Below are 20,750 nucleotides of genomic sequence, written 5' to 3'. Positions count from 1 at the left end.
GCCAGCGTAGCAGCATACGCGGCATTACTGTAGTGCGCGCATCAGCGCATCGTTATCCGCGTTATCGGCTATCTGAATGTCGTGCCAGCCTAACTCGCGTGCCACCCCAGCCAGGCGTTCGCTAACCACCACAACCCGGCAACCCGTCAGCCAGGTGGTTCGATAATAATCAGGCACCAGTTTATACAACTGTTGCAGCATTTCTCCGCTGGTAATCACCAACGTATCGATACCAAGATGTTGCCAACGCTGACATTGTTCCACGCCGTCGTAGATAACCGGGGTGCGCTGATAACATTCGCAGTAACGGACCTGCGCGCCACGCCGCTGCAACGTATCTCCCAGCAGTTCCCGGCCTCCATTGCCGCGCAGCAGCAACGCCTGTTTACCGGCGACTTGTTGCAGTGCGGGTAATTGCAACAATGTTTCGCTGGTAGCGCGCTCCGGCGGGTAGTGCACCGACAAACCGCTGACAGTATGCAGCGCCAGCCCGGTGGCGCGCCCTACCGCAAAATAACTGAGTGACGTAGGCCACTCCATTCCGGCGCGAGACAGCACCGGAACGGCGAATTCCACCACCTGCTGAGACAGGGCCAATACCACATCGCTGGGATGCAGAGCCTGTAGCATGGAAGGCAATTGCGGCAATTCGCTGCCGGGAGAAAATTCGATTAACGGGCTATGGTAAGCTTGCAAGCCTGCCATTCTGAGACGGGCTACCAGCTGCTCACCCGCAGGAGAGGGACGGGTAACCAGAATCGTCATGAGGAGGCTCCTCCATAAACCGATTGCAAAATATCGCGTGCGCCGCGTTCAAGCAGTTCGTCCGCCAGGTCGATACCCAGCGTTTCGGCGTCCTGACGTAGTCCCCGTCGTTCGGCGTAAATAATGCGGCTGCCGTCCGGCGCACCCACCAGTGCCCGCAGCCACAGTGTATCATCCTGCAGTTCGGCATAGCTGCCGATGGGCACCTGGCAACCGCCTTCCAGCCGGGTATTCATAGCGCGCTCGGCCAACACCCGCGTTGCCGTGTCATCATGGTTAAGCGGTGCCAGCAGTGCGCGGGTACGAGCATCGTCCAGCCGACACTCTACGCCAACCGCGCCCTGACCGACCGCCGGTAACGACTGTTCCGGGCTAAGTGCGGTACGAATACGGTCTTCCAGTCCGAGGCGTTTTAGCCCCGCGACGGCCAGGATGATCGCGTCGTAGTCGCCGTTATCCAGTTTGGATAAGCGGGTGCCGACATTGCCGCGCAGGTCGCGGACAACCAGATCCGGGCGATGGGCACGCAACTGGCACTGACGACGCAGGCTGGAGGTACCGACGCAGGCGCCTTCAGGTAGCTCATCCAGCGTGGCGTAGCGGTTGGAGACAAAGGCGTCGCGCGGGTCGTCACGCTCGCAAATGGTCACCAGACCTAACCCTTCGGGGAACTCGACGGGGACATCCTTCATCGAATGTACCGCGATATCGGCACGGTTTTCCAGCAACGCCAGTTCCAGTTCCTTGACGAATAATCCCTTACCCCCCACTTTGGCCAGTGGTGTATCCAACAGGACATCGCCGCGGGTGACCATCGGAACCAGTTCCACCCGCAAACCGGGATGACAAGCTTCCAGCCGTTGCTGCACAAAGTGGGCCTGCCATAGTGCCAGCGGACTTTGTCGGGTGGCGATCCTGAGAATAGTGTCTACCATGCTTAATACCGTATTGATCCTTTTTTTCCATCGTACCATTGAAGGCAAGCTGGTGTCAGTTGCCCGGCCCTTGTGATGATGAGGGCGGGGAATACTAAAACCTGAACCGGGATAGCCGCAAGCGGCAAGAGCGGCGATAATATGTGCAATGCTGAAGCATCAATAAACAAATCCGACTTTCTTTAGTTTCTTTACGCCCTTTCGGCAAGGTGTTAAATTGATCACGTTTCCAGCAATAATCTGCCCGTCATTCTTCCAATATCTACTCTGGGCAGGCTGGAAAACAACGGCTTCTTTATAGGCACTGGGATAAGCGGGCGAAACGTCTTGTACTTCTACATCGAGACACTGAAGCAAAGACTGGATGCGATCAACCAACTGCGTGTGGATCGTGCTCTGGAAGCAATGAAACCGGCTTTTAAGCAGGTTTACAGTCTTTTGCCAGTTTTATTACATCATCATCACCCGCTGATGCCTGGTTATCTGGAAGGCAAAGTTCCGCACGGCATTTGTCTTTTCTCCCCCGATGAAAGACAGCAGCACTATCTCGATAGCGTGGAATTACGCTGGGGTGAGTTGTCTGCGCCGGACCGCAAGGGCGAATTACCGATCACTGGTGTCTATTCCATGGGCAGCACCTCGTCCATCGGGCAGAGTTGCAGTTCCGATCTCGACATTTGGGTCTGTCACCAATCCTGGCTGGATAGCGAAGAGCGCCAGCGTCTGCAGCAGAAATGTTCATTGTTGGAAAAATGGGCGGCAGGCCAGGGTGTAGACGTCAGTTTCTTCCTGATGGATGAAAACCGTTTCCGCCACAACGAGAGCGGTAGCCTGGGTGGCGAAGACTGCGGCTCTACACAACACATTTTGTTGTTGGATGAGTTTTATCGCACGGCGGTGCGCATGGCGGGCAAGCGCATCCTGTGGAACATGGTGCCGGTAGAAGAAGAGGAGCACTACGATGAGTATGTGCTGTCTTTGTATGCCCGTGGTGCGCTGGCACCAAACGAATGGCTGGATCTTGGCGGCCTGAGCGCACTGTCGGCGGAAGAGTATTTTGGCGCCAGCTTGTGGCAGTTGTATAAAAGCATTGATTCGCCTTACAAGGCGGTGCTGAAAACGTTACTGCTGGAAGCTTACTCTTGGGAATACCCTAACACGGGTCTGCTGTCGAGCGAGATCAAAGCGTGTCTGCATAAAGGCGAGATCGTTTCTTTTGGGCTGGACCCTTACTGCATGATGCTGGAGCGCGTCACCCAGTATCTTAATGCTATCAATGACCAGACCCGGTTGGATCTGGTGCGCCGTTGTTTCTACCTCAAAGTGTGTGAAAAGCTCTCCCGCGAGCGTGCCTGTACAGCCTGGCGCCGCCAGATCCTGATGCAACTGGTGCAGGAATGGGGATGGAGCGCCGAACGGCTGGTGATGCTGGACAACCGTGCCAATTGGAAAATCGGGCAGGTGCGCGAAGCGCACAACGAATTGTTGGATGCGATGATGCAAAGCTATCGCAACCTGATCCGTTTTGCCCGCCGCAATAATCTGAGCGTCAGCGCCAGTCCGCAGGATATCGGGGTGCTGACCCGTAAGCTGTATGCCGCTTTCGAGGCGTTGCCCGGCAAAGTGACGCTGGTTAACCCGCAGATTTCGCCCGACCTGTCGGAGCCGAATCTGACCTTTATTTATGTTCCCGCAGGGCGCGCCAACCGCTCCGGCTGGTATCTGTACAATCAGGCACCGTCGATGGACGCCATCGTCAGCCATCAGCCGCTGGAATATAACCGCTACCTGAACAAGCTGGTGGCCTGGGCGTATTTTAACGGCCTGCTGACATCATCCACCCGTGTGCACATCAAAGGGCATGAGTTGTGTGATATCGCACGGTTGCAGGAGTTGGTATCGGATGTGTCCAGTCACTTCCCGTTGCGTGTGCCAGCTCCCACGCCGAAAGCGCTGTACAGCCCATGTGAGATTCGCCATCTGGCGATTATCGTCAATCTTGAGCATGACCCGACGGCGACGTTCCGCAATCAAGTGGTGCATTTTGATTTTCGCCAACTGGATGTGTTTAGCTTCGGCCAGCAGCAGCAATGTCTGGTCGGCAGTATCGATTTGCTGTACCGCAATTCGTGGAATGAGGTGCGTACCCTGCATTTCAGCGGCGAGCAGGCGATGCTGGAGGCGCTGAAAACCATTCTTGGCAAAATGCATCAGGACGCCGCGCTACCGGATTCACTGGAAGTGTTCTGTTATAGCCAGCATTTACGCGGGTTAATTCGAACCCGCGTGCAGCAACTGGTATCTGAGTGTATTGAGTTGCGCTTGTCCAGCACGCGTCAGGAGCCTGGCCGCTTCAAGGCGGTAAAAGTCGCGGGTGAAACCTGGGGGTTGTTCTTCGAGCGCCTGAGCGTGTCGGCTCAGAAACTGGAAAATGCGGTGGAGTTCTATGGCGCGATTTCCAACAACAAGTTACAAGGGCTGCCAGTTCAGGTGGAAACCAATCACATTCACCTGCCGCCGGTGGTGGATGGTGTCGCCAGCGAAGGGATTATCCAGTTCTTCTTTGAAGATCAAGCGGATAACCAAGGTTTCAATATCTATATTTTAGACGAGTCGAACCGGGTGGAAGTCTATCACCATTGCGAAGGCAGCAAGGAAGAACTGGTGCGCGATGTCAGCCGCTTCTACTCCTCGTCGCATGATCGCTTTACCTACGGCTCCAGCTTCATCAATTTCAACCTGCCGCAGTTTTATCAGATTGTCCAGTTAGACGGTCGCACCCAGGTGATCCCATTCCGTAGCAGCGCCTTGTCGCATTTGTGCGTGACGCCTTCGTCTGAGGAGAAGGCAAATCTGGTGCTGAGTCAGCGTCTACAGATGCTCTGATTCGTACCGAAGATATCCCGGTATGGCAATTGGGGCGAGAGCGCCCCAATTTACTTTATGCGGAACATTGCCTTATGTGTAACGTTGTTTTAGCCGAAACGCACTGTCTGTTTTAGTCGAAATGAATCGCTTCGCCGCTTTGTTCCGAGCAGGCTTGTGCCAGCAGCGTCATGAAATCGTTGCCGCTGCGGTCACAAATCCAGCGGCCATTCTGATAGTCGAAGTGATAGCCGCCGTTTTTGGTCGCCAGCCAGACCTGATGCATCGGTTCCTGCCGGTTAATCACGATCTTGCTGCCATTTTCAAAACTCAGGGTCATCACGCCGCCGTTGGTTTCGTAATCGATATCCGCATCGCTATCAAACCGATCCAGCGTTTCTTCTACTTTCAGCATTAGCGCATCGGCCAATTGATGAAACTCGCTATCGTTCATATTCGATTCCTATTGATTTTCATGATCCACCTGCGATTATAGAGAGCATAGGTCTCTGAATGACAGGTTTTAACGAAATGAAAACTTTTTTTCGTCAGGGCGCACTGGCACTGCTGGTGTTGTCGCTGGCTGGTTGTGGTTTAAAAGGCCCGCTCTATTTTCCGCCAGAGCAGCCTGCTCCGGCTAAAAAAACGCAGCAGCAAAATACCCAGACTCCGCAAGCATCATCCGTCCGGCAGTAGCCGCCGCGATACGCAGGGTGACTGAGGGTAATCTCGCGGGTTGCGACAGCCTGTCTGCCGTGCCCGTTTAACGCAGCGGGGTCAGAAAATGCAGTTTTCCAAAATGCACGGTCTGGGCAATGATTTCATGGTTGTCGATGCCGTGACGCAGAATGTCTATTTTTCACCGGATCTGATCCGTCGCTTGTCGGATCGGCATTGCGGAGTGGGGTTCGATCAGCTGTTGATCGTCGAGCCGCCTTACGATCCTGAGCTGGATTTTCACTACCGGATTTTTAATGCAGATGGCAGCGAAGTGGCGCAGTGCGGTAATGGCGCGCGCTGCTTTGCCCGTTTTGTTCGCCTGAAAGGATTGACCAGTAAACGTGATATCAACGTCAGTACGCATAATGGCCGTATGGTGTTGTCGGTAACGGAAGATGAACTGGTGCGGGTGAACATGGGTGAACCCAACTTTGAACCGCAGCAGGTGCCGTTTCGCGCTGTAAAGCCGGAAAAAACCTATATTTTACGCGCCGCTGAACATACGGTGCTGTGCGGTGTGGTGTCGATGGGCAATCCGCATTGCGTGCTTCAGGTGGATAATGTGGATACGGCACCGGTGGAGGAACAAGGGCCGTTGCTGGAAAACCATGAACGTTTTCCTGAGCGGGCTAATGTCGGTTTTATGCAGGTGGTAAACCCTCATCTTATCCGGTTGCGCGTGTTTGAGCGCGGCGCGGGCGAGACGCAGGCGTGCGGCAGCGGTGCCTGCGCCGCGGTGGCGGTAGGTATTCAGCAAGGGCTGCTGGCAGCAGATGTCAACGTGCAATTGCCGGGCGGTGAACTGGAGATTCACTGGGATGGTCCTGGTCACCCGCTGTTTATGACCGGCCCAGCTACTCATGTTTATGATGGATTCATTCATCTATGAAAAACGTGGAAGAGCAGATTGAACGTCAGGTGCTGAGCGACGAGCTGGTGCTGCAGCATTTGCACCAGCACCCTGATTTTTTCATTCGCCATTCCCGCCAGATTGAAACTCTGCGCATCCCGCATCCGGTACGAGGCAGTGTGTCGCTGGTGGAATGGCAACTGGCCCGCCAGCGCAATCGCATTCAGTTTTTGGAAGAAGAGATCGCGTTGTTGATGGAACAGGCGACTCGCAACGAGGCGCTGTTTAGCCAATTGCTGCAATTGCAGATGGCGCTATCGATGGCTGATTCACTTCAGGAACTGCTTGATCGATTATACCGTTGGGCGCGCCAACTGGGGCTGACGGGGGCATCTGTTCGCCTGTTTGCTGACCGCTGGCGTATCGGCGCGCCTTGCGATTTTACCCATCTGTCGCTCAACCGTACGTTGTTCGAGCCGTTGCGTATCCAGCGGCTGGGTGAACGGCATCACTATCTTGGCACGCTGAACGGCCCGGAGTTGTTGCTGTTATTGCCGCAGGCGCGCCACGTCGGTTCGGTGGCGCTGTCGCTGATGGGAAAACAGGGCGATCTGGGGGTGTTGATTTTTAGTAGCCGTGACAGTCATCACTATCAGGACGGCATGGGTACTGAGCTGCTGCAACATCTGGCGACGATAGTGCCGGTATTGCTGGAGCGATGGATTGAACGCCTATGAACCCCGATTCCCCCCTTTCTGCTCCAGCCGAAGCCTTTTTGCGTTATCTGCGGGTTGAGCGGCAACTGAGTCCGCTGACACAACGCAGCTACGCCCATCAGCTACAGGTGATTATTGAGATGTTGTCGGCATCCGGCGTGACTGACTGGCAGGCGCTGGATGCCGCCGGTGTACGGGCCGTGGTGGCGCGCAGCAAGCGTGATGGGTTGAATGCGGCCAGTCTGGCGCAGCGTTTGTCGGCGCTACGCAGCTTTCTTGACTGGCTGGTAGGCCGCGGTGAACTCAAGGCCAACCCTGCCCGCGGCGTACCCGCGCCGAAAGCCGGGCGACATCTGCCCAAAAATATGGATGTAGATGAAATGAGCCGCCTGCTGGATATCGATCTCAGCGATCCGCTGGCGGTGCGTGATCGCGCCATGCTGGAAGTCATGTACGGCGCCGGGCTGCGTTTAGCGGAACTGGTTGGGCTGGACTGTGGACATATTGACCTGGATAGCGGCGAAGTGTGGGTGATGGGAAAGGGCAGTAAAGAGCGCAAGCTGCCTGTCGGCGTGACCGCCGTCACCTGGCTGCGTCACTGGCTGGCGATACGGGATATTTACGCGCCGGAAGACGACGCGATCTTCATCTCCAGCCTGGGAAAGCGTATTTCAATGCGCAACGTACAAAAGCGTTTTGCCGAGTGGGGCGTCAAGCAGGGCGTGAACAGCCATGTTCACCCGCATAAGTTGCGGCATTCATTCGCCACTCACCTGTTGGAGTCCAGCGGCGATTTGCGTGCCGTGCAGGAACTGTTGGGTCATGCTAACCTTTCCACCACCCAGATTTATACCCATCTGGACTTTCAACATCTGGCATCGGTGTACGATGCCGCGCACCCACGTGCCAGACGAGGTAAATCCTGATGTATTTTTATCGCCCGCTTGATCGAATTGAGGCCATCACGTTCGATTTGGACGATACCCTGTACGATAACTATGAGGTTATCCGGCGTACCGAGCAGGAATCATTACGGTTTTTGCAGCATTATGACCCCAGATTGCAGGCGTTCAGCAGTGAGGGTCTGCATCAGTTGCGGCAGGCACTGCTGGCGCAAGAGCCGGAGATTTATCACGATGTTACGCAGTGGCGCTGGCGTTCCGTGCATCTGGCGATGACCCAGGTAGGGATGTCGCCGGATGAGGCTGCCACCGGCGCGGATGCCGTGATGGCGGAGTTTGCCCGCTGGCGCAGCCGCATTACCGTGCCGCAGGAAACCCACGATACATTGCAGGCGCTGGGGCAGCGCTGGCCGCTGGTGGCGATCACTAACGGCAATGCCGATCCTCACGCCTGCGGCCTTGGCGACTATTTCCAGTTTATTCTGCGTGCCGGCCCGGATGGCCGCTCAAAGCCCTGCCGTGATCTGTATCAGCGGGCTGCCGAGCGGTTGAATTTGCCGTTGCACAACCTGCTGCATGTGGGGGATGATCTGACCACCGACGTAGCGGGGGCGATTCGCAGCGGCGTACAATCCTGCTGGATTAACCTGCATGACGGTAACCTGATGCAGATCCACGATTCCCGACTACTGCCGCATGTGGAAATTTTCAGTTTGGCATCGCTAACCACATTGCTATAATTCTGCTATTTTTACTGTATAGATAACCAGTGGAATTTGTCTCCGATCCGGAGGCCGGGTTCCCTTTTGACGGATAACCGACGCCTATGGACGTATCTGACCTGCTAGACAGTCTGAATGATAAACAGCGTGACGCCGTGGCGGCGGCGCGCAGCAACATGCTGGTGCTGGCTGGCGCAGGCAGTGGCAAAACCCGCGTGCTGGTGCACCGCATCGCCTGGTTGTTGACGGTGGAGAACTGCTCGCCTTATTCGATCATGGCGGTGACCTTCACCAACAAGGCGGCGGCGGAAATGCGCCACCGTATCGATCAACTGATCGGCACCAGTCAGGGCGGGATGTGGATCGGCACCTTCCACGGGCTGGCGCATCGTTTATTGCGTGCGCACCATCTGGATGCCGGGTTACCGCAGGATTTCCAGATTCTTGACAGCGAAGATCAACTGCGGTTGCTCAAACGCCTGATCAAGGCGCTGAATCTGGATGAGAAGCAGTGGCCGCCCCGTCAGGCGATGTGGTACATCAACGGCAAGAAAGACGAAGGGCTGAGGCCACAGCATATCGACAGCTACGGCAATCCGGTGGAGCAGACCTGGCTGCGCATCTATCAGGCTTATCAGGAAGCCTGTGACCGCGCCGGACTGGTGGACTTCGCCGAACTGCTGCTGCGCGCCCACGAATTGTGGCTCAACAAACCGCATATTTTGCAGCATTACCGCGACCGGTTTAACAACATTCTGGTGGATGAGTTCCAGGATACCAACCGTATTCAGTATGCCTGGATTCGCCTGCTGGCCGGCGACAGCGCCAAAGTGATGATCGTGGGCGACGACGACCAGTCAATCTATGGCTGGCGTGGGGCACAGGTTGAGAATATTCAGCATTTCCTGCGTGATTTCAATGATGTGGCGACTATCCGACTGGAACAGAATTACCGTTCCACCGCCAATATCCTTAACGCCGCCAACGCACTGATTGCCCACAACGGCGACCGGCTGGGCAAAAACCTGTGGACCGACGGCATTGATGGCGAACCGATTTCGCTCTACTGCGCCTTTAACGAACTGGACGAAGCGCGGTTTGTGGTCAGTCGCATCAAGGTGTGGCAGGAAGCGGGTGGCGCGCTCAGCGAATGCGCCATTCTTTATCGCAGTAATGCCCAGTCGCGCGTGCTGGAAGAGGCGTTGTTGCAGCAAAGTCTGCCGTACCGGATTTATGGCGGTATGCGCTTCTTCGAACGCCAGGAAATCAAGGATGCGTTGTCTTATCTGCGTTTGATGACCAACCGTAACGATGACGCCGCCTTTGAGCGTGTGGTTAACACCCCGACGCGCGGCATTGGTGATCGCACTCTGGATGTGGTGCGCCAGACCGCCCGTGATCGCCAGTTGACACTGTGGCAGGCCACGCGCGCGTTGTTACAGGAAAAAGTACTGGCTGGGCGTGCCGCCGCGGCATTACAGCGCTTTCTGGAACTGGTGGACGCGCTCGCCAGCGATACTGCCGATTTACCGCTGCATGTGCAGACCGACCGGGTGATTCGTGATTCCGGATTGTGGAGCATGTACGAGCAGGAAAAAGGTGAGAAGGGCCAGACGCGGGTAGAAAACCTGGAAGAACTGGTAACGGCGACTCGCCAGTTCAGCTATCAGGACGAGGATCAGGACTTGCCGCCATTGCAGGCGTTTTTGTCTCACGCGGCGCTGGAAGCCGGCGAGGGGCAGGCGGATGCTTATCAGGACGCGGTACAACTGATGACACTGCACTCCGCCAAAGGGCTGGAGTTCCCGCAGGTGTTCGTCGTCGGTATGGAAGAGGGGATGTTCCCCAGCCAGATGTCGCTGGATGAAGGCGGTCGTCTGGAAGAAGAGCGTCGGCTGGCGTATGTCGGTGTGACGCGGGCCATGCAGAAACTGACGTTGACTTACGCCGAAAGCCGTCGCCTGTACGGTAAGGAAACCTATCATCGCCCCTCGCGTTTTATCGGCGAACTTCCGCCGGAATGCGTGGAAGAGGTGCGGCTGCGCGCCAGCGTCTCGCGCCCGGTTAATCATCAGCGGCTGGGTACGCCTGTCAGCCAAAGCGACACCGGTTATAAGCTGGGGCAGCGGGTGCGTCACGCCAAGTTCGGCGAAGGTACTATTGTTAACGTAGAAGGCAGCGGCGACCACTGTCGCATTCAGGTGGCGTTTGTTGGTCAGGGCATCAAATGGCTGGTGGCTGCGTATGCTCGTCTGGAGGCGTTATAGCGAGTTCTCGCCATGATGGAGCGGCGTCTGGTCTGTGCTCATCGGATGTTACGGTTGGACACAGACTAATCATTTGTTTGTCTGTTGACAGGCTTTTTCATCTCGGCGTAACATGCGCGCATCATTATTCCCGGAGGACCCACGCCTTGGACACACCCAGTCGATACTGGCTCAATAACCTATTGATTAGGCATTACTTCTAAGGCTATCTTCCCTGAGCTGATAGCCTTTGGGGTTATCAGCGATATCGTTTTATCGCATCGAGTCAGCACCGTCTCATGGCTTGAAACCTGATGGTGACTTTTCCACCCTGTTTCTGTGTTTCAATCGCGTTTCGTCCCTTTTTGTTACATTTTGGGAGCATGGCCAATGCTGAGCGCATTCAAACTCGATAACTGCCGTTTAACTCGCCTGGAACTGGATGAAAGTGATGACCTGACCACCTCGTTATGGGTGGACCTGGTCGAACCGGACGTCGAAGAGCGAGAATTTGTGCAGAATCAGCTGGGACAAAGCCTGGCAACCCGACCGGAACTGGAAGACATCGAGGCATCGGCCCGTTTTTTTGAAGATGAAGACGGCCTGCATATTCACTCCTTTTTCTTTTTCGAAGACGCGGACGATCACGCCGGCAACTCGACGGTGGCGTTCACTATCCGCGATGGCCGCCTGTATACGTTGCGTGAGCGCGAATTGCCTGCTTTTCGTCTCTACCGTATGCGCGCTCGCGCACAGACGCTGGTAGACGGCAACGCCTACGAACTGCTGCTCGACCTGTTTGAAACCAAGATCGAACAGCTGGCGGACGAGATCGAAAATATCTACAGCGATCTGGAATCGTTGAGCCGGGTCATTATGGATGGCCGTCAGGGCGATGAGTATGACGATGCACTGTCAACGCTGGCGGAACTGGAAGACGTGGGCTGGAAAGTGCGTTTGTGTTTGATGGATACTCAGCGCGCGCTCAACTTTCTGGTGCGTCGTGCCCGTCTGCCGAGCGGTCAACTGGAACAGGCGCGCGAAATCCTGCGCGATATCGAATCTCTGCTGCCGCATAATGAATCGTTGTTCCAGAAGGTTAACTTCCTGATGCAAGCGGCGATGGGGTTTATCAACATCGAGCAGAACCGCATCATCAAAATCTTCTCGGTGGTATCGGTGGTGTTCCTGCCGCCAACGCTGGTGGCGTCCAGTTATGGTATGAACTTCGAATTTATGCCGGAACTGAAGTGGGCCTATGGTTACCCTGGCGCGCTGGTACTGATGCTGCTGGCTGGTCTGGCTCCGTACCTGTACTTCAAACGTCGTAACTGGTTGTAATACCAACGGCCCTTTCTCATTCTGACGACCCTTTCTCTGATAAGGGACTCATCAGCCTTGTGGGCAACGAGTCCCTTGCCCTATTTTTCCCCCAATACTTTTTGATAACGGACAGATTTCGCACGGATAAATGCCCGCGTGACAGGTTTAGGGAGTAGAATCTTATTACTGTTCTGATGCGGTAACAGGTGATGTGCATGGAGAGATTTTCCACATCGACACAATGGATCATTTTGTTGTCGGGTTCGTTGGCGTTGGGGGCCGGGCTGCAGCTTTGTCATGTTCCGGCAGCATTGCTGCTGGGGCCGATGTTGGTAGGGGTGGCGATGGGCCTGAACGGCACGACCATCCGCATTCCCCGTACATTTTTTTACGCCAGTAATGCCGTGCTGGGCTGCCTGGTAGCGCAAAGTCTCTCCCCTTCTATTTTGACACCACTGGTAAAAGAGTGGCCGCTGGTGTTGTTTATCCTGATATCGACGCTGGTTGCCAGCGGGCTGTCGGGTTGGCTACTGATGCGTTACAGCGAACTGCCCGGTTCGACCGGTACCTGGGGGGCTTCTCCGGGCGGTGCGTCGGCCATGGTGGCGATGGCGAGTGACTTTGGCGCCGATGTCCGGCTGGTGGCGTTTATGCAGTACCTGCGGGTACTGCTGGTGACCGCATCGGCAGCATTTGTTGCGCGCGCGAGCCTCGGACAAGGCGCACAAGCCAGCAATGCGCTGCTGGTCTGGTTCCCCTCGCTGGACTGGCGCTTCCCCGGCACGCTGGCCATGGCATTCAGTTGTGCCTGGGTGGGGCGGCGGCTGCGTATTCCTTCCGGGCAACTGTTGGTGCCGATGATCGTCGGTTCACTGCTGCATTCCTCCGGGACCATGGCATTACAAACACCGGAATGGCTGCTGGCGATGGCCTATGCCCTGATTGGCTGGAGCGTTGGGCTGTCGTTTACCCGACCCGTGTTTTTGCTGGCGCTGCGCACTCTGCCGAAAATGATGATGTCGATAGTCATGCTAATGCTGCTGTGCGGCGGGATGGCGTTGATGCTAACGCGTCTGTTGTCCGTCGATATCCTGACCGCCTATCTGGCGACCAGCCCCGGTGGGCTGGACTCTATTGCCATTATCGCCGCCGGCAGTCGGGTGGATATCGCGTTTGTTATGGCCATGCAGACGATGCGCCTGTTCTCCACCCTGATTTTCAGCCCGATTTTATCCCGTTATATCTCGCGTCACGCTGCGGCTGGTGCGGCGTAACCGCTGCTGGGTATAGAGCGCATCAAGCGTGAATATGCCCAGCGCCATCCAGATGAGCGCAAAGGTGACCAGTCGGTCTGATGTGATGGTTTCGCCATAGACCAGCACCGCCAGCAGAAAGGTTAGCGTCGGCGCCAGATACTGAAAGAAACCCAGCGTAGACAATCGCAGGCGTATGGCGGCTGCAGTAAACAACAGCAGCGGTACGGTAGTGACGATGCCGGTTGCCATCAGCAACAGATTGAGCGATAGCGGATTTTGACTAAAATGGCGGGTAGGTGAATCGGTCAGCCATGTCAGATAAATCAGTGCGGCAGGCAGTAACCACAGGGTTTCGAACAACATGCCGGTCTGGCCATCGATAGCGATCTTTTTACGCAGCAGGCCGTAAAGTCCGAAGCTGAAAGCCAGAATGAGTGCAATAACCGGCAGCGAGCCGAGCGTCCACAACTGAACCAGTACGCCACACACCGCAAGCAGCATCGCTATCCATTGCATGGGGCGGAAACGTTCTCTGAGAAACAGCATTCCCAGCAGTACGCTGACCAGCGGGTTGATGAAATAGCCCAGGCTGGCTTCCAGCATGTGGTTATGATTGACCGCCCAGATATACGTCAGCCAGTTACAAGCCACCAGAATGGCGGTAATCGCCAACAGTAATAGTTGTCGCGGCTGCCGGCAGGCGGTGCGCACCACACCCCATTTACGGCTTAGGCTCAGTAGCAACAACATAAACAAGAACGACCAGATAATCCGGTGACTGAGAATTTCATCAGCCGGTACCTGCCCAAGCTGTTTGAAATAAATCGGGGCAATACCCCAGATGGTATAAGCGCCGAGAGCGAACAATGCCCCCTGGCGGTGTTGTGACATACTCATTGATAGGAACCAATAAACCGCAGATGAAAAATCCAGTCTACCGGACCGCAACGCAGGTGTCTTGTTGTGGTGGGTGGTGAATTCCCTTCGACAGTTCATTATCCGGCAGTTTGCTTAATCGATAGGTCGTTTAACTGACCGTTCGTTTAACCGCCAGTTTGTTTAACCGACAATGTAGGTCGCGATGGCGCTGGCGATATGTGACTGTTTTTCGTTATGTAATTCCGCACGAGCGACGGCGATTTTATTACCGCCGCGCAGCAACTGGCTGGTGAGAATAAAGTGTTCACCGCGACCAGGGCGCAGGTAATCCACTCTCAGGTCGATGGTGCCCATGCGCGACAGCCGCTGCTGAAGCTCCTGTTCGCTTAATATGGTGTGGCGCAGCAATGCGCTGCCGACGCACACCAACCCGGCTGCCACATCCAGACCGGCGGCGATCACACCGCCGTGCAGAATCTGCTGCAATGCGTTGCCCACCAGCTTGTTCTGATTGCGGAAACGTAGCGTGACCGCTTCTGGCGAGAATGACTCCAGTGTGAGTCCCAGCTCCTGATTGAATGGCATCTGATAGATAAAAATATCGCTGACACGCTGACGTACCTTGTCCTGAGTAAGTGGTGTAGTAAGCATGTGTGAGTCCTTAATCACGCCTGTTAGGATGGCTGGTTAAATTTCATGTGGTTATGGGTTAATAAGTTGTTATTTTAGGTGCCGTTATGGTTTCTTGCTACTGTCGGTTGTGATAAGGACAGGAGAACTGCGCAAACCGGTCAAGCTGTGTACACTATCTGCCATTATTTCAGTTCGTTAGATCACGTATCTATCACGTTCTTTTGGGAGACGACGTACATGTATAAATCAGCTGGAATGGCCGTTGCGTTGATGCTGGCGGCAACGGCACAGGCGCAGGAAGCCCGTACTCAGGAAATTCATGATGCTCCGGCCATACCGGGCAGTATTATCGCCGGGCTGCTGCAAAAGCATGATACGCCGTTCATACTCTATCCTTATGAAAGCAACTACCTGCTTTACACTTACACCAGCGACATTAATAAACAGGCGATTGAAAGTTACAACTGGGCCGACCATGCCCGTAAAGACGAAGTAAATTTTCAGATTAGCCTTGGTTTCCCGTTGTGGCGTGGTATCGCCGGTGAAAACTCACTGCTGGGGGCCTCTTATACCCAGCGCTCCTGGTGGCAAATGTCCAATAAAAGCGAATCGTCTCCGTTTCGAGAAACTAACTACGAACCACAATTGTTTCTTGGCTGGGCGACGGAGTACCGCCTGGCTGGTTGGACGTTGCGCGATGTGGAACTGGGGTTCAATCATCAGTCTAATGGACGTGCTGACCCAACGTCGCGCAGTTGGAACCGGGTCTATGCCCGTCTGATGGCGCAAAACGGCAACTGGCAGGTAGAAGTGAAACCGTGGGTACGGCTGCATGACAGCGAAGATGATAACCCGGACATCATCCGTTACATGGGGCACTATCGGGTGCGGGTCGGCTACCATTGGGGAGACAGTATTTTCAGTGCCGAAGGCCGCTATAACTGGAATTCCGGTTACGGCAGCGGCGAACTGGGATGGAGCTATCCCATTACCGATCATGTCCGTTTTTACACCAAGGTATTCAGCGGCTACGGCGAGTCGCTGATTGACTACAATCACTGTCAGACCCGCTACGGCATTGGCGTGACGCTCAATGATATGTTCTAGCCACTCCGTCATGATGCCGGGGTGACTGCGAACCGTTGCAGAAAACCCGGCAACAGACGTTGCAGTTTTGACGAACGGCGCTGAAAATAGCGCCTGTTTGTTTTTTCAAAAGCGGTGAATAACGGTGAAGGCGTGTCTACGGCAGACGTATTGAGTGCGGACGTATTGAATAGAGAAACGCTGGCAATGCAGGTGCTGCGTGAAACCTTCGGTTACCAGCAATTCCGGCCTGGCCAGCAGGCTATTATCAATGCTGCTATCAGTGGGCGCGATTGTCTGGTCATCATGCCGACCGGCGGGGGAAAGTCCCTGTGTTATCAGATCCCGGCACTGGTGCTGGATGGGCTGACGCTGGTGGTATCGCCGCTGATTTCCCTGATGAAGGATCAGGTGGATCAGTTGCAGGCTTACGGTGTGGCGGCGGCCTGCCTCAATTCTACACAGAGTCGTGAACAGCAGCAGGAGGTGTTCAGCGCCTGTCGTCGCGGCGAACTGAAGCTGCTGTACATCGCGCCGGAACGCCTCACCACCGACGGCTTTCTGGAGCAACTGGCGTACTGGAATACGGCGCTGATCGCCATTGATGAAGCGCATTGCATTTCACAGTGGGGACACGATTTCCGCCCGGAATACCGTGCGCTGGGGCAGATTAAGCAGCAGTTGCCCGCGTTGCCGATTGTTGCACTGACCGCAACAGCCGATGATACCACCCGTCAGGATATCGCCCGTCTGTTGGATTTGCGCGACCCGCTTATCAATATCAGCAGTTTCGACCGCCCGAATATCCGTTATACGCTGGTGGAAAAATTCAAACCGCTCGATCAACTGTGGCTGTTTATACATGGGCAGCGCGGCAAGAGCGGTATTGTGTATTGCAACAGCCGCGCCAAGGTGGAAGATCTGTGCGCCCGGTTGCAGAACCGCGGACTGAGCGCTGGTGCCTATCACGCTGGGCTGGAAAATGACCGCCGTGCTCAGGTGCAGGAAGCGTTTTTGCGCGACGACCTGCAGGTGGTGGTCGCCACTGTGGCGTTTGGCATGGGCATCAACAAGCCCAACGTACGCTTCGTGGTGCATTTTGACATCCCGCGTAATATCGAATCTTACTATCAGGAAACGGGCCGTGCCGGTCGTGACGGCTTGCCCGCTGAAGCCGCGCTGTTCTACGATCCGGCGGACATGGCTTGGTTGCGTCGTTGTCTGGAAGAAAAACCGGCTGGTATGCAGTTAGATATCGAGCGGCACAAACTGAATGCGATGGGGGCGTTTGCCGAAGCGCAGACCTGCCGTCGTCTGGTGTTGCTCAACTATTTTGGCGAAAACCGTCAGCAGGCCTGCGGCAACTGCGATGTCTGTCTCGATCCGCCCCGGCGCTACGACGGGCTGGTGGACGCGCAGAAAGCGTTGTCCTGTGTCTACCGCGTCGGGCAACGGTTCGGCATCGGTTATATCGCTGAGGTACTGCGTGGCGCTAATAATCAACGTATCCGCGAATTCGGCCACGAAAACCTGCCGGTGTATGGACTGGGTAAGGATAAAACCCAGGAACAGTGGGTCAGCATTTTGCGTCAGTTGATTCATCTGGGACTGCTGGCGCAAAACATCGCGCATCATTCTGCATTGCAATTGACCGAGTCGGCACGACCGGTGCTGCGTGGCGAAGTGCCGTTACAACTGGCGGTGCCGCGTGTGGGAAGCCTGAGCAAACCACGCGCCAGCCAGAAAACCTACGGCGGCAATTATGACCGCAAACTGTTCGCCAAGCTGCGTAAACTGCGTAAATCCATCGCGGATGAAGACAATATTCCGCCGTACGTGGTGTTCAGCGATGCCACGTTGCTGGAAATGGCCGAGCTATTGCCGGTGACCGCCAGTGAACTGCTGGCAGTCAATGGCGTCGGCCAGCGGAAACTGGAGCGATTTGGCGCTCCCTTTATGACGTTGATCCGTGATCATCTGGATAACGGCGACGACTGAGACGTGCTCAGTCTGTTAGCCGGAGTGTTTGCCTTTTTCTGGCGCCAAACCATCGATCAGGCTTTGCGGGCCGTTGCCAACAGCGCGCCGACCAGAATAAACAGCGAGCCGAAAGTTCGGTTCAACTGTTTGATCTGACGCGGGCCTTTCAACCATAGCGCAATGCGCTGCGCCAGTGTGGCGTAGCCAATCATGACGATAATATCGACCACCACGGTGGTGACGCCGAGCACCAGATACTGCATCGCCTGAGGTTGGTGCGGAATAATAAACTGTGGGAACAGCGCCGCCAGAAACACGATGCTTTTCGGGTTGGTCAGGTTGACCAGAATCGCCCGTTTGAACAGCCGACGGCGAGGCATACTGTTGGCCAGCGTCTGCAAGTCCAGCGAACCTGCACTGCGCCATTGTTGAATCCCCAGCCAAATCAGGTAGGCAGCGCCGAGCCATTTCAGAGCGTCGAACGCCAGAACCGACTGAGACAACAACGCCCCCAGGCCGATCCCCACCAGCACGATGTGAATGGTCAGGCCCAGTTGCAACCCGGCGATGGAGGCTATCGCACCACGGTAGCCGTGGCTGATGCTGGTGCTCATGGTGTTGATGGCGCCGGAGCCGGGTGACAGGCTCAGAATTAATGTGGTGACGAGGTAGGCTAACCACCAGTCTTGAGTCATGGCCGATGCTCCCTGATTGCGATTTTTTATGCCACAATACGCCAATGCCTGCCTTTGTGCTATAGCTCACAAAAACCAATCGCTCACAACAATCAATCTGTTCGGCATGATTTACCTTGGGAGAGCCTGATGAGTCCGTATACGGAGTATCTGCTGACAAGGGAATGGCAGTACGCCGCGTTTGTTACCGGGCCGCTGCTGGATTTCTGGCGGCAGCGCCAGGAAGGGATGTTCATCGGCGTGGATGAAGTTCCTGTCCGTTTTGTACGTTTTACCTCGCCGTCGCACCAGCATCTGGTGGTGGTGTTGCCTGGTCGCACCGACAGCTACGTAAAATATGCCGAGATAGCCTACGACCTGTTCCAGTGCGGTTACGATGTGCTGGTGATGGACCATCGTGGTCAGGGGCGCTCAGGCCGGTTGTTAAAAGACAGCCATCGCGGGCATGTTAAGCGCTTTAGTGATTATGTGGACGATGTGGCGACACTGTGGCAGCAGCAGGTAGCGCCGGGGCACTATACGAAACGGTTCGCGCTGGCCCATTCGATGGGCGGTGCGATTCTGGCGCTGTTTCTGGCGCGCCAGCCGCAGGCGTTCGATGCGGTAGCACTTTGTGCGCCGATGTGCGGCATTCTGTTGCCGATGCCGCACTGGCTGGCCTGGCGCATTCTGAACTGGGCCGAGCGTCACCCGGCGATACGGGATTACTATGCCATCGGCACCAGCCCATGGCGTCCGTTGCCGTTTATGGCTAATGTGCTGACCCACAGCCTCGCGCGTTATCATCACCATGTGCGTTTTTATGCCGATAACCCGGATTTGCGTATCGGCGGCCCGACCTATCACTGGGTACGGGAAGCGTTGCTGGTAGAAGAACAGTTACTGCGGCAAGCGTCGGCAATGACCACGCCATTGCTGATGTTGCAGGCGCAAGAGGAGCGGGTAGTGGATAATGCTTGTCAGGACGCCTTCTGTCAGGCGTTGGCGGCAGCCGGCCACCCATGTGTGGATGGCCGTCCTTACGTCATTCGCGGTGCCCGTCACGACATCCTGTCGGAAAAGGATGCGATGCGGGCCGATGCCTTCGGGCGAATTTTGCAGCATTTCAATCATTATCATTAATACGTCTGTGCGGCCATGCCGCCCGGCACCAGCGGAGGTTGAATTTCAACATATGTACCCGATTGTTGCTTCCGATCTTGACGGCACACTGCTGTCACCCGATCACACCCTGTCACCTTATGCCAAAGAAACCCTGCGCCTGATGACGGAACAGGGCATTCATTTTGTGTTTGCCACTGGTCGTCACCATATGGATGTGGCGCAGATCCGCGATAATCTGGCGATCAGCGCTTACATGATTACCTCTAACGGTGCGCGGGTACATAACACCGATGGCGATCTGATTTTCAGCCACAATCTTGACCGCGATATCGCCCAGGATTTGTATGGCATGGTGTATCACCACCCGGAAATCCTCACCCACGTTTATCGTGGCGATGAGTGGTTTTTGTGCCGTCCCAGACCGGAAGAAGAGCGCTTTTTCGCCGAGACGGTGTTCCGCTACACACTGTTCGACCCGGAAACCTTGGGTACGGACGACGTCGGCAAGGTGTTCTTCACCTGTGAGGATCACGACAAGCTGCTGACACTGGAAGACGCGCTTAACGCACGCTGGGGTGATCGCGTGAACGTTAGTTTCTCTACTCTGAATTGTCTGGAAGTGATGGCAGGCGGCGTATCTAAAGGTCACGCACTGGAGCAGGTCGCCAAAATTCTCGGCTACACCATCAAGGACTGCATCGCCTTCGGCGATGGTATGAACGACTATGAAATGCTGTCGATGGCGGGCAAAGGCTGCATCATGAGCAATGCCCACCAGCGGCTGAAAGATATGCTGCCGGACAACGACGTGATTGGCACCAACATCGAGCAAGCGGTGCCAGGGTACCTGCGTCGTCTTTATCTGGGCGATGACGCCTGAGGTGCCGGGTGCACGTTATGCAGAAAGGCGACGGCTTTGTCTGGGAAGTCGGTGGACAAGCCGTCCACATCGGCTTGCCGATAAAGCAGGGCATAAAGCGCGTTGATGTGGCTAAAATAGACATGCTGCTGATAACTCCCCGCCAGTCCGGATCGGTCCGGCGGGGATAACGCGTATGGTTTATCGTCAGTAA

General features: G+C 55.6%; 19 protein-coding genes and 1 pseudogene. 13 read left to right on the top strand and 7 right to left on the bottom strand.

Features of this window, described 5'->3' with window-relative positions; translation table 11 throughout:
- Positions 1–24 precede the first annotated feature (24 nt).
- Both hemD and hemC read right to left on the bottom strand, forming a co-directional pair.
- Positions 25–765 (bottom strand): uroporphyrinogen-III synthase, encoded by a 741-nt coding sequence (gene hemD, locus Dpoa2040_RS15115; RefSeq protein WP_168641786.1) that lies wholly within the window; start codon positions 763–765, stop codon positions 25–27.
- Positions 762–1,700 carry a hydroxymethylbilane synthase gene (gene hemC, locus Dpoa2040_RS15110; RefSeq protein ID WP_146410974.1) on the bottom strand — a complete coding sequence of 313 codons (939 nt, stop codon included), beginning with the start codon at positions 1,698–1,700 and terminating at the stop codon, positions 762–764. The genes hemD and hemC overlap by 4 nt, the downstream gene beginning before the upstream one ends.
- Positions 1,701–2,027: 327 nt before the next feature.
- On the opposite strand from hemC, the gene Dpoa2040_RS15105 reads away from it, so the two are divergent.
- Positions 2,028–4,586 (top strand): class I adenylate cyclase, encoded by a 2,559-nt coding sequence (locus Dpoa2040_RS15105; protein WP_168641785.1) that lies wholly within the window; start codon positions 2,028–2,030, stop codon positions 4,584–4,586.
- 112 nt (positions 4,587–4,698) lie between these two features.
- On the opposite strand, the gene cyaY is transcribed toward Dpoa2040_RS15105, so the two are convergent.
- Positions 4,699–5,019: an iron donor protein CyaY gene (gene cyaY / locus Dpoa2040_RS15100; RefSeq protein WP_168641784.1), complete on the bottom strand. Its 321-nt coding sequence runs from the start codon at positions 5,017–5,019 to the stop codon at positions 4,699–4,701.
- A gap of 77 nt (positions 5,020–5,096) precedes the next feature.
- Between cyaY and Dpoa2040_RS15095 the strand changes: the two genes are divergently transcribed.
- The 8 genes from Dpoa2040_RS15095 (at position 5,097) to Dpoa2040_RS15060 (ending at position 13,318) form a co-directional block, all read left to right on the top strand.
- A complete protein-coding gene (locus Dpoa2040_RS15095) occupies positions 5,097–5,261 on the top strand; it encodes a lipoprotein (protein WP_305792413.1) in 165 nt (54 codons plus the stop codon).
- Between the two features lie 88 nt (positions 5,262–5,349).
- Positions 5,350–6,174, top strand: a complete 825-nt coding sequence (gene dapF, locus Dpoa2040_RS15090) for a diaminopimelate epimerase (protein WP_042873273.1) — start codon at positions 5,350–5,352, stop codon at positions 6,172–6,174.
- Positions 6,171–6,872 carry a DUF484 domain-containing protein gene (locus Dpoa2040_RS15085; RefSeq protein ID WP_042873271.1) on the top strand — a complete coding sequence of 234 codons (702 nt, stop codon included), beginning with the start codon at positions 6,171–6,173 and terminating at the stop codon, positions 6,870–6,872. Before dapF ends, Dpoa2040_RS15085 begins: the two co-directional genes overlap by 4 nt.
- A complete protein-coding gene (xerC, locus tag Dpoa2040_RS15080) occupies positions 6,869–7,777 on the top strand; it encodes a tyrosine recombinase XerC (protein ID WP_042873269.1) in 909 nt (302 codons plus the stop codon). Before Dpoa2040_RS15085 ends, xerC begins: the two co-directional genes overlap by 4 nt.
- On the top strand, positions 7,777–8,493 hold the full coding sequence (yigB, locus tag Dpoa2040_RS15075) for a 5-amino-6-(5-phospho-D-ribitylamino)uracil phosphatase YigB (protein ID WP_168641782.1): 717 nt from the start codon (positions 7,777–7,779) through the stop codon (positions 8,491–8,493). Before xerC ends, yigB begins: the two co-directional genes overlap by 1 nt.
- A gap of 86 nt (positions 8,494–8,579) precedes the next feature.
- Positions 8,580–10,742 carry a DNA helicase II gene (uvrD, locus tag Dpoa2040_RS15070; protein WP_168641781.1) on the top strand — a complete coding sequence of 721 codons (2,163 nt, stop codon included), beginning with the start codon at positions 8,580–8,582 and terminating at the stop codon, positions 10,740–10,742.
- A 369-nt stretch (positions 10,743–11,111) separates the two neighbouring features.
- Positions 11,112–12,062, top strand: a complete 951-nt coding sequence (corA, locus tag Dpoa2040_RS15065) for a magnesium/cobalt transporter CorA (RefSeq protein ID WP_012767971.1) — start codon at positions 11,112–11,114, stop codon at positions 12,060–12,062.
- A 197-nt stretch (positions 12,063–12,259) separates the two neighbouring features.
- Positions 12,260–13,318: an AbrB family transcriptional regulator gene (locus tag Dpoa2040_RS15060; protein WP_168641780.1), complete on the top strand. Its 1,059-nt coding sequence runs from the start codon at positions 12,260–12,262 to the stop codon at positions 13,316–13,318.
- Here Dpoa2040_RS15060 and rarD read toward each other — a convergent pair.
- On the bottom strand, positions 13,274–14,197 hold the full coding sequence (gene rarD / locus Dpoa2040_RS15055; RefSeq protein WP_168641779.1) for an EamA family transporter RarD: 924 nt from the start codon (positions 14,195–14,197) through the stop codon (positions 13,274–13,276). The genes Dpoa2040_RS15060 and rarD overlap by 45 nt on opposite strands.
- 162 nt (positions 14,198–14,359) lie before the next feature.
- Positions 14,360–14,830, bottom strand: a complete 471-nt coding sequence (locus Dpoa2040_RS15050; protein ID WP_042873260.1) for a thioesterase family protein — start codon at positions 14,828–14,830, stop codon at positions 14,360–14,362.
- A 219-nt stretch (positions 14,831–15,049) separates the two neighbouring features.
- Here Dpoa2040_RS15050 and pldA point away from each other — a divergent pair, with 219 nt between their 5' ends.
- The gene (gene pldA / locus Dpoa2040_RS15045) at positions 15,050–15,919 is read left to right on the top strand and encodes a phospholipase A (RefSeq protein WP_042873258.1); all 870 of its coding nucleotides are present in this window, start codon (positions 15,050–15,052) and stop codon (positions 15,917–15,919) included.
- A 132-nt stretch (positions 15,920–16,051) separates the two neighbouring features.
- Positions 16,052–17,896 (top strand): ATP-dependent DNA helicase RecQ, encoded by a 1,845-nt coding sequence (gene recQ, locus Dpoa2040_RS15040; protein WP_168641778.1) that lies wholly within the window; start codon positions 16,052–16,054, stop codon positions 17,894–17,896.
- A gap of 56 nt (positions 17,897–17,952) precedes the next feature.
- On the opposite strand, the gene rhtB is transcribed toward recQ, so the two are convergent.
- Positions 17,953–18,573, bottom strand: a complete 621-nt coding sequence (gene rhtB, locus Dpoa2040_RS15035) for a homoserine/homoserine lactone efflux protein (protein ID WP_168641777.1) — start codon at positions 18,571–18,573, stop codon at positions 17,953–17,955.
- A gap of 129 nt (positions 18,574–18,702) precedes the next feature.
- Here rhtB and pldB point away from each other — a divergent pair, with 129 nt between their 5' ends.
- Positions 18,703–19,695 carry a lysophospholipase L2 gene (gene pldB / locus Dpoa2040_RS15030; protein ID WP_168641776.1) on the top strand — a complete coding sequence of 331 codons (993 nt, stop codon included), beginning with the start codon at positions 18,703–18,705 and terminating at the stop codon, positions 19,693–19,695.
- Positions 19,696–19,747: 52 nt separating this feature from the next.
- On the top strand, positions 19,748–20,557 hold the full coding sequence (yigL, locus tag Dpoa2040_RS15025) for a sugar/pyridoxal phosphate phosphatase YigL (RefSeq protein WP_168641775.1): 810 nt from the start codon (positions 19,748–19,750) through the stop codon (positions 20,555–20,557).
- On the opposite strand, the pseudogene glpQ reads toward yigL, so the two are convergent.
- Positions 20,536–20,676 (bottom strand): annotated as a pseudogene (glpQ, locus tag Dpoa2040_RS18405) (glycerophosphodiester phosphodiesterase); the annotation flags it as partial. The gene yigL and the pseudogene glpQ sit on opposite strands and share 22 nt — an antisense overlap.
- Positions 20,677–20,750: the final 74 nt, after the last annotated feature.

The organism is Dickeya sp. CFBP 2040 (assembly GCF_012273755.1).
Taxonomy (GTDB): Bacteria; Pseudomonadota; Gammaproteobacteria; order Enterobacterales; family Enterobacteriaceae; genus Dickeya; species Dickeya poaceiphila.
Note: the sequence above shows the minus strand (reverse complement) of the source record. Positions and strands in the feature narration are given on the sequence as shown.

Coding starts and splice junctions, on each gene's coding strand:
- hemD (WP_168641786.1), bottom strand. CDS start 765: ATGACGATTCTGGTTACCCGTCCCTCTCCTGCGGGTGAGCAGCTGGTA.
- yigB (WP_168641782.1), top strand. CDS start 7,777: ATGTATTTTTATCGCCCGCTTGATCGAATTGAGGCCATCACGTTCGAT.
- Dpoa2040_RS15085 (WP_042873271.1), top strand. CDS start 6,171: ATGAAAAACGTGGAAGAGCAGATTGAACGTCAGGTGCTGAGCGACGAG.
- rarD (WP_168641779.1), bottom strand. CDS start 14,197: ATGAGTATGTCACAACACCGCCAGGGGGCATTGTTCGCTCTCGGCGCT.
- pldA (WP_042873258.1), top strand. CDS start 15,050: ATGTATAAATCAGCTGGAATGGCCGTTGCGTTGATGCTGGCGGCAACG.
- pldB (WP_168641776.1), top strand. CDS start 18,703: ATGAGTCCGTATACGGAGTATCTGCTGACAAGGGAATGGCAGTACGCC.
- Dpoa2040_RS15095 (WP_305792413.1), top strand. CDS start 5,097: ATGAAAACTTTTTTTCGTCAGGGCGCACTGGCACTGCTGGTGTTGTCG.
- hemC (WP_146410974.1), bottom strand. CDS start 1,700: ATGGTAGACACTATTCTCAGGATCGCCACCCGACAAAGTCCGCTGGCA.
- cyaY (WP_168641784.1), bottom strand. CDS start 5,019: ATGAACGATAGCGAGTTTCATCAATTGGCCGATGCGCTAATGCTGAAA.
- dapF (WP_042873273.1), top strand. CDS start 5,350: ATGCAGTTTTCCAAAATGCACGGTCTGGGCAATGATTTCATGGTTGTC.
- corA (WP_012767971.1), top strand. CDS start 11,112: ATGCTGAGCGCATTCAAACTCGATAACTGCCGTTTAACTCGCCTGGAA.
- Dpoa2040_RS15050 (WP_042873260.1), bottom strand. CDS start 14,830: ATGCTTACTACACCACTTACTCAGGACAAGGTACGTCAGCGTGTCAGC.
- rhtB (WP_168641777.1), bottom strand. CDS start 18,573: ATGACTCAAGACTGGTGGTTAGCCTACCTCGTCACCACATTAATTCTG.
- xerC (WP_042873269.1), top strand. CDS start 6,869: ATGAACCCCGATTCCCCCCTTTCTGCTCCAGCCGAAGCCTTTTTGCGT.
- Dpoa2040_RS15060 (WP_168641780.1), top strand. CDS start 12,260: ATGGAGAGATTTTCCACATCGACACAATGGATCATTTTGTTGTCGGGT.
- yigL (WP_168641775.1), top strand. CDS start 19,748: ATGTACCCGATTGTTGCTTCCGATCTTGACGGCACACTGCTGTCACCC.
- uvrD (WP_168641781.1), top strand. CDS start 8,580: ATGGACGTATCTGACCTGCTAGACAGTCTGAATGATAAACAGCGTGAC.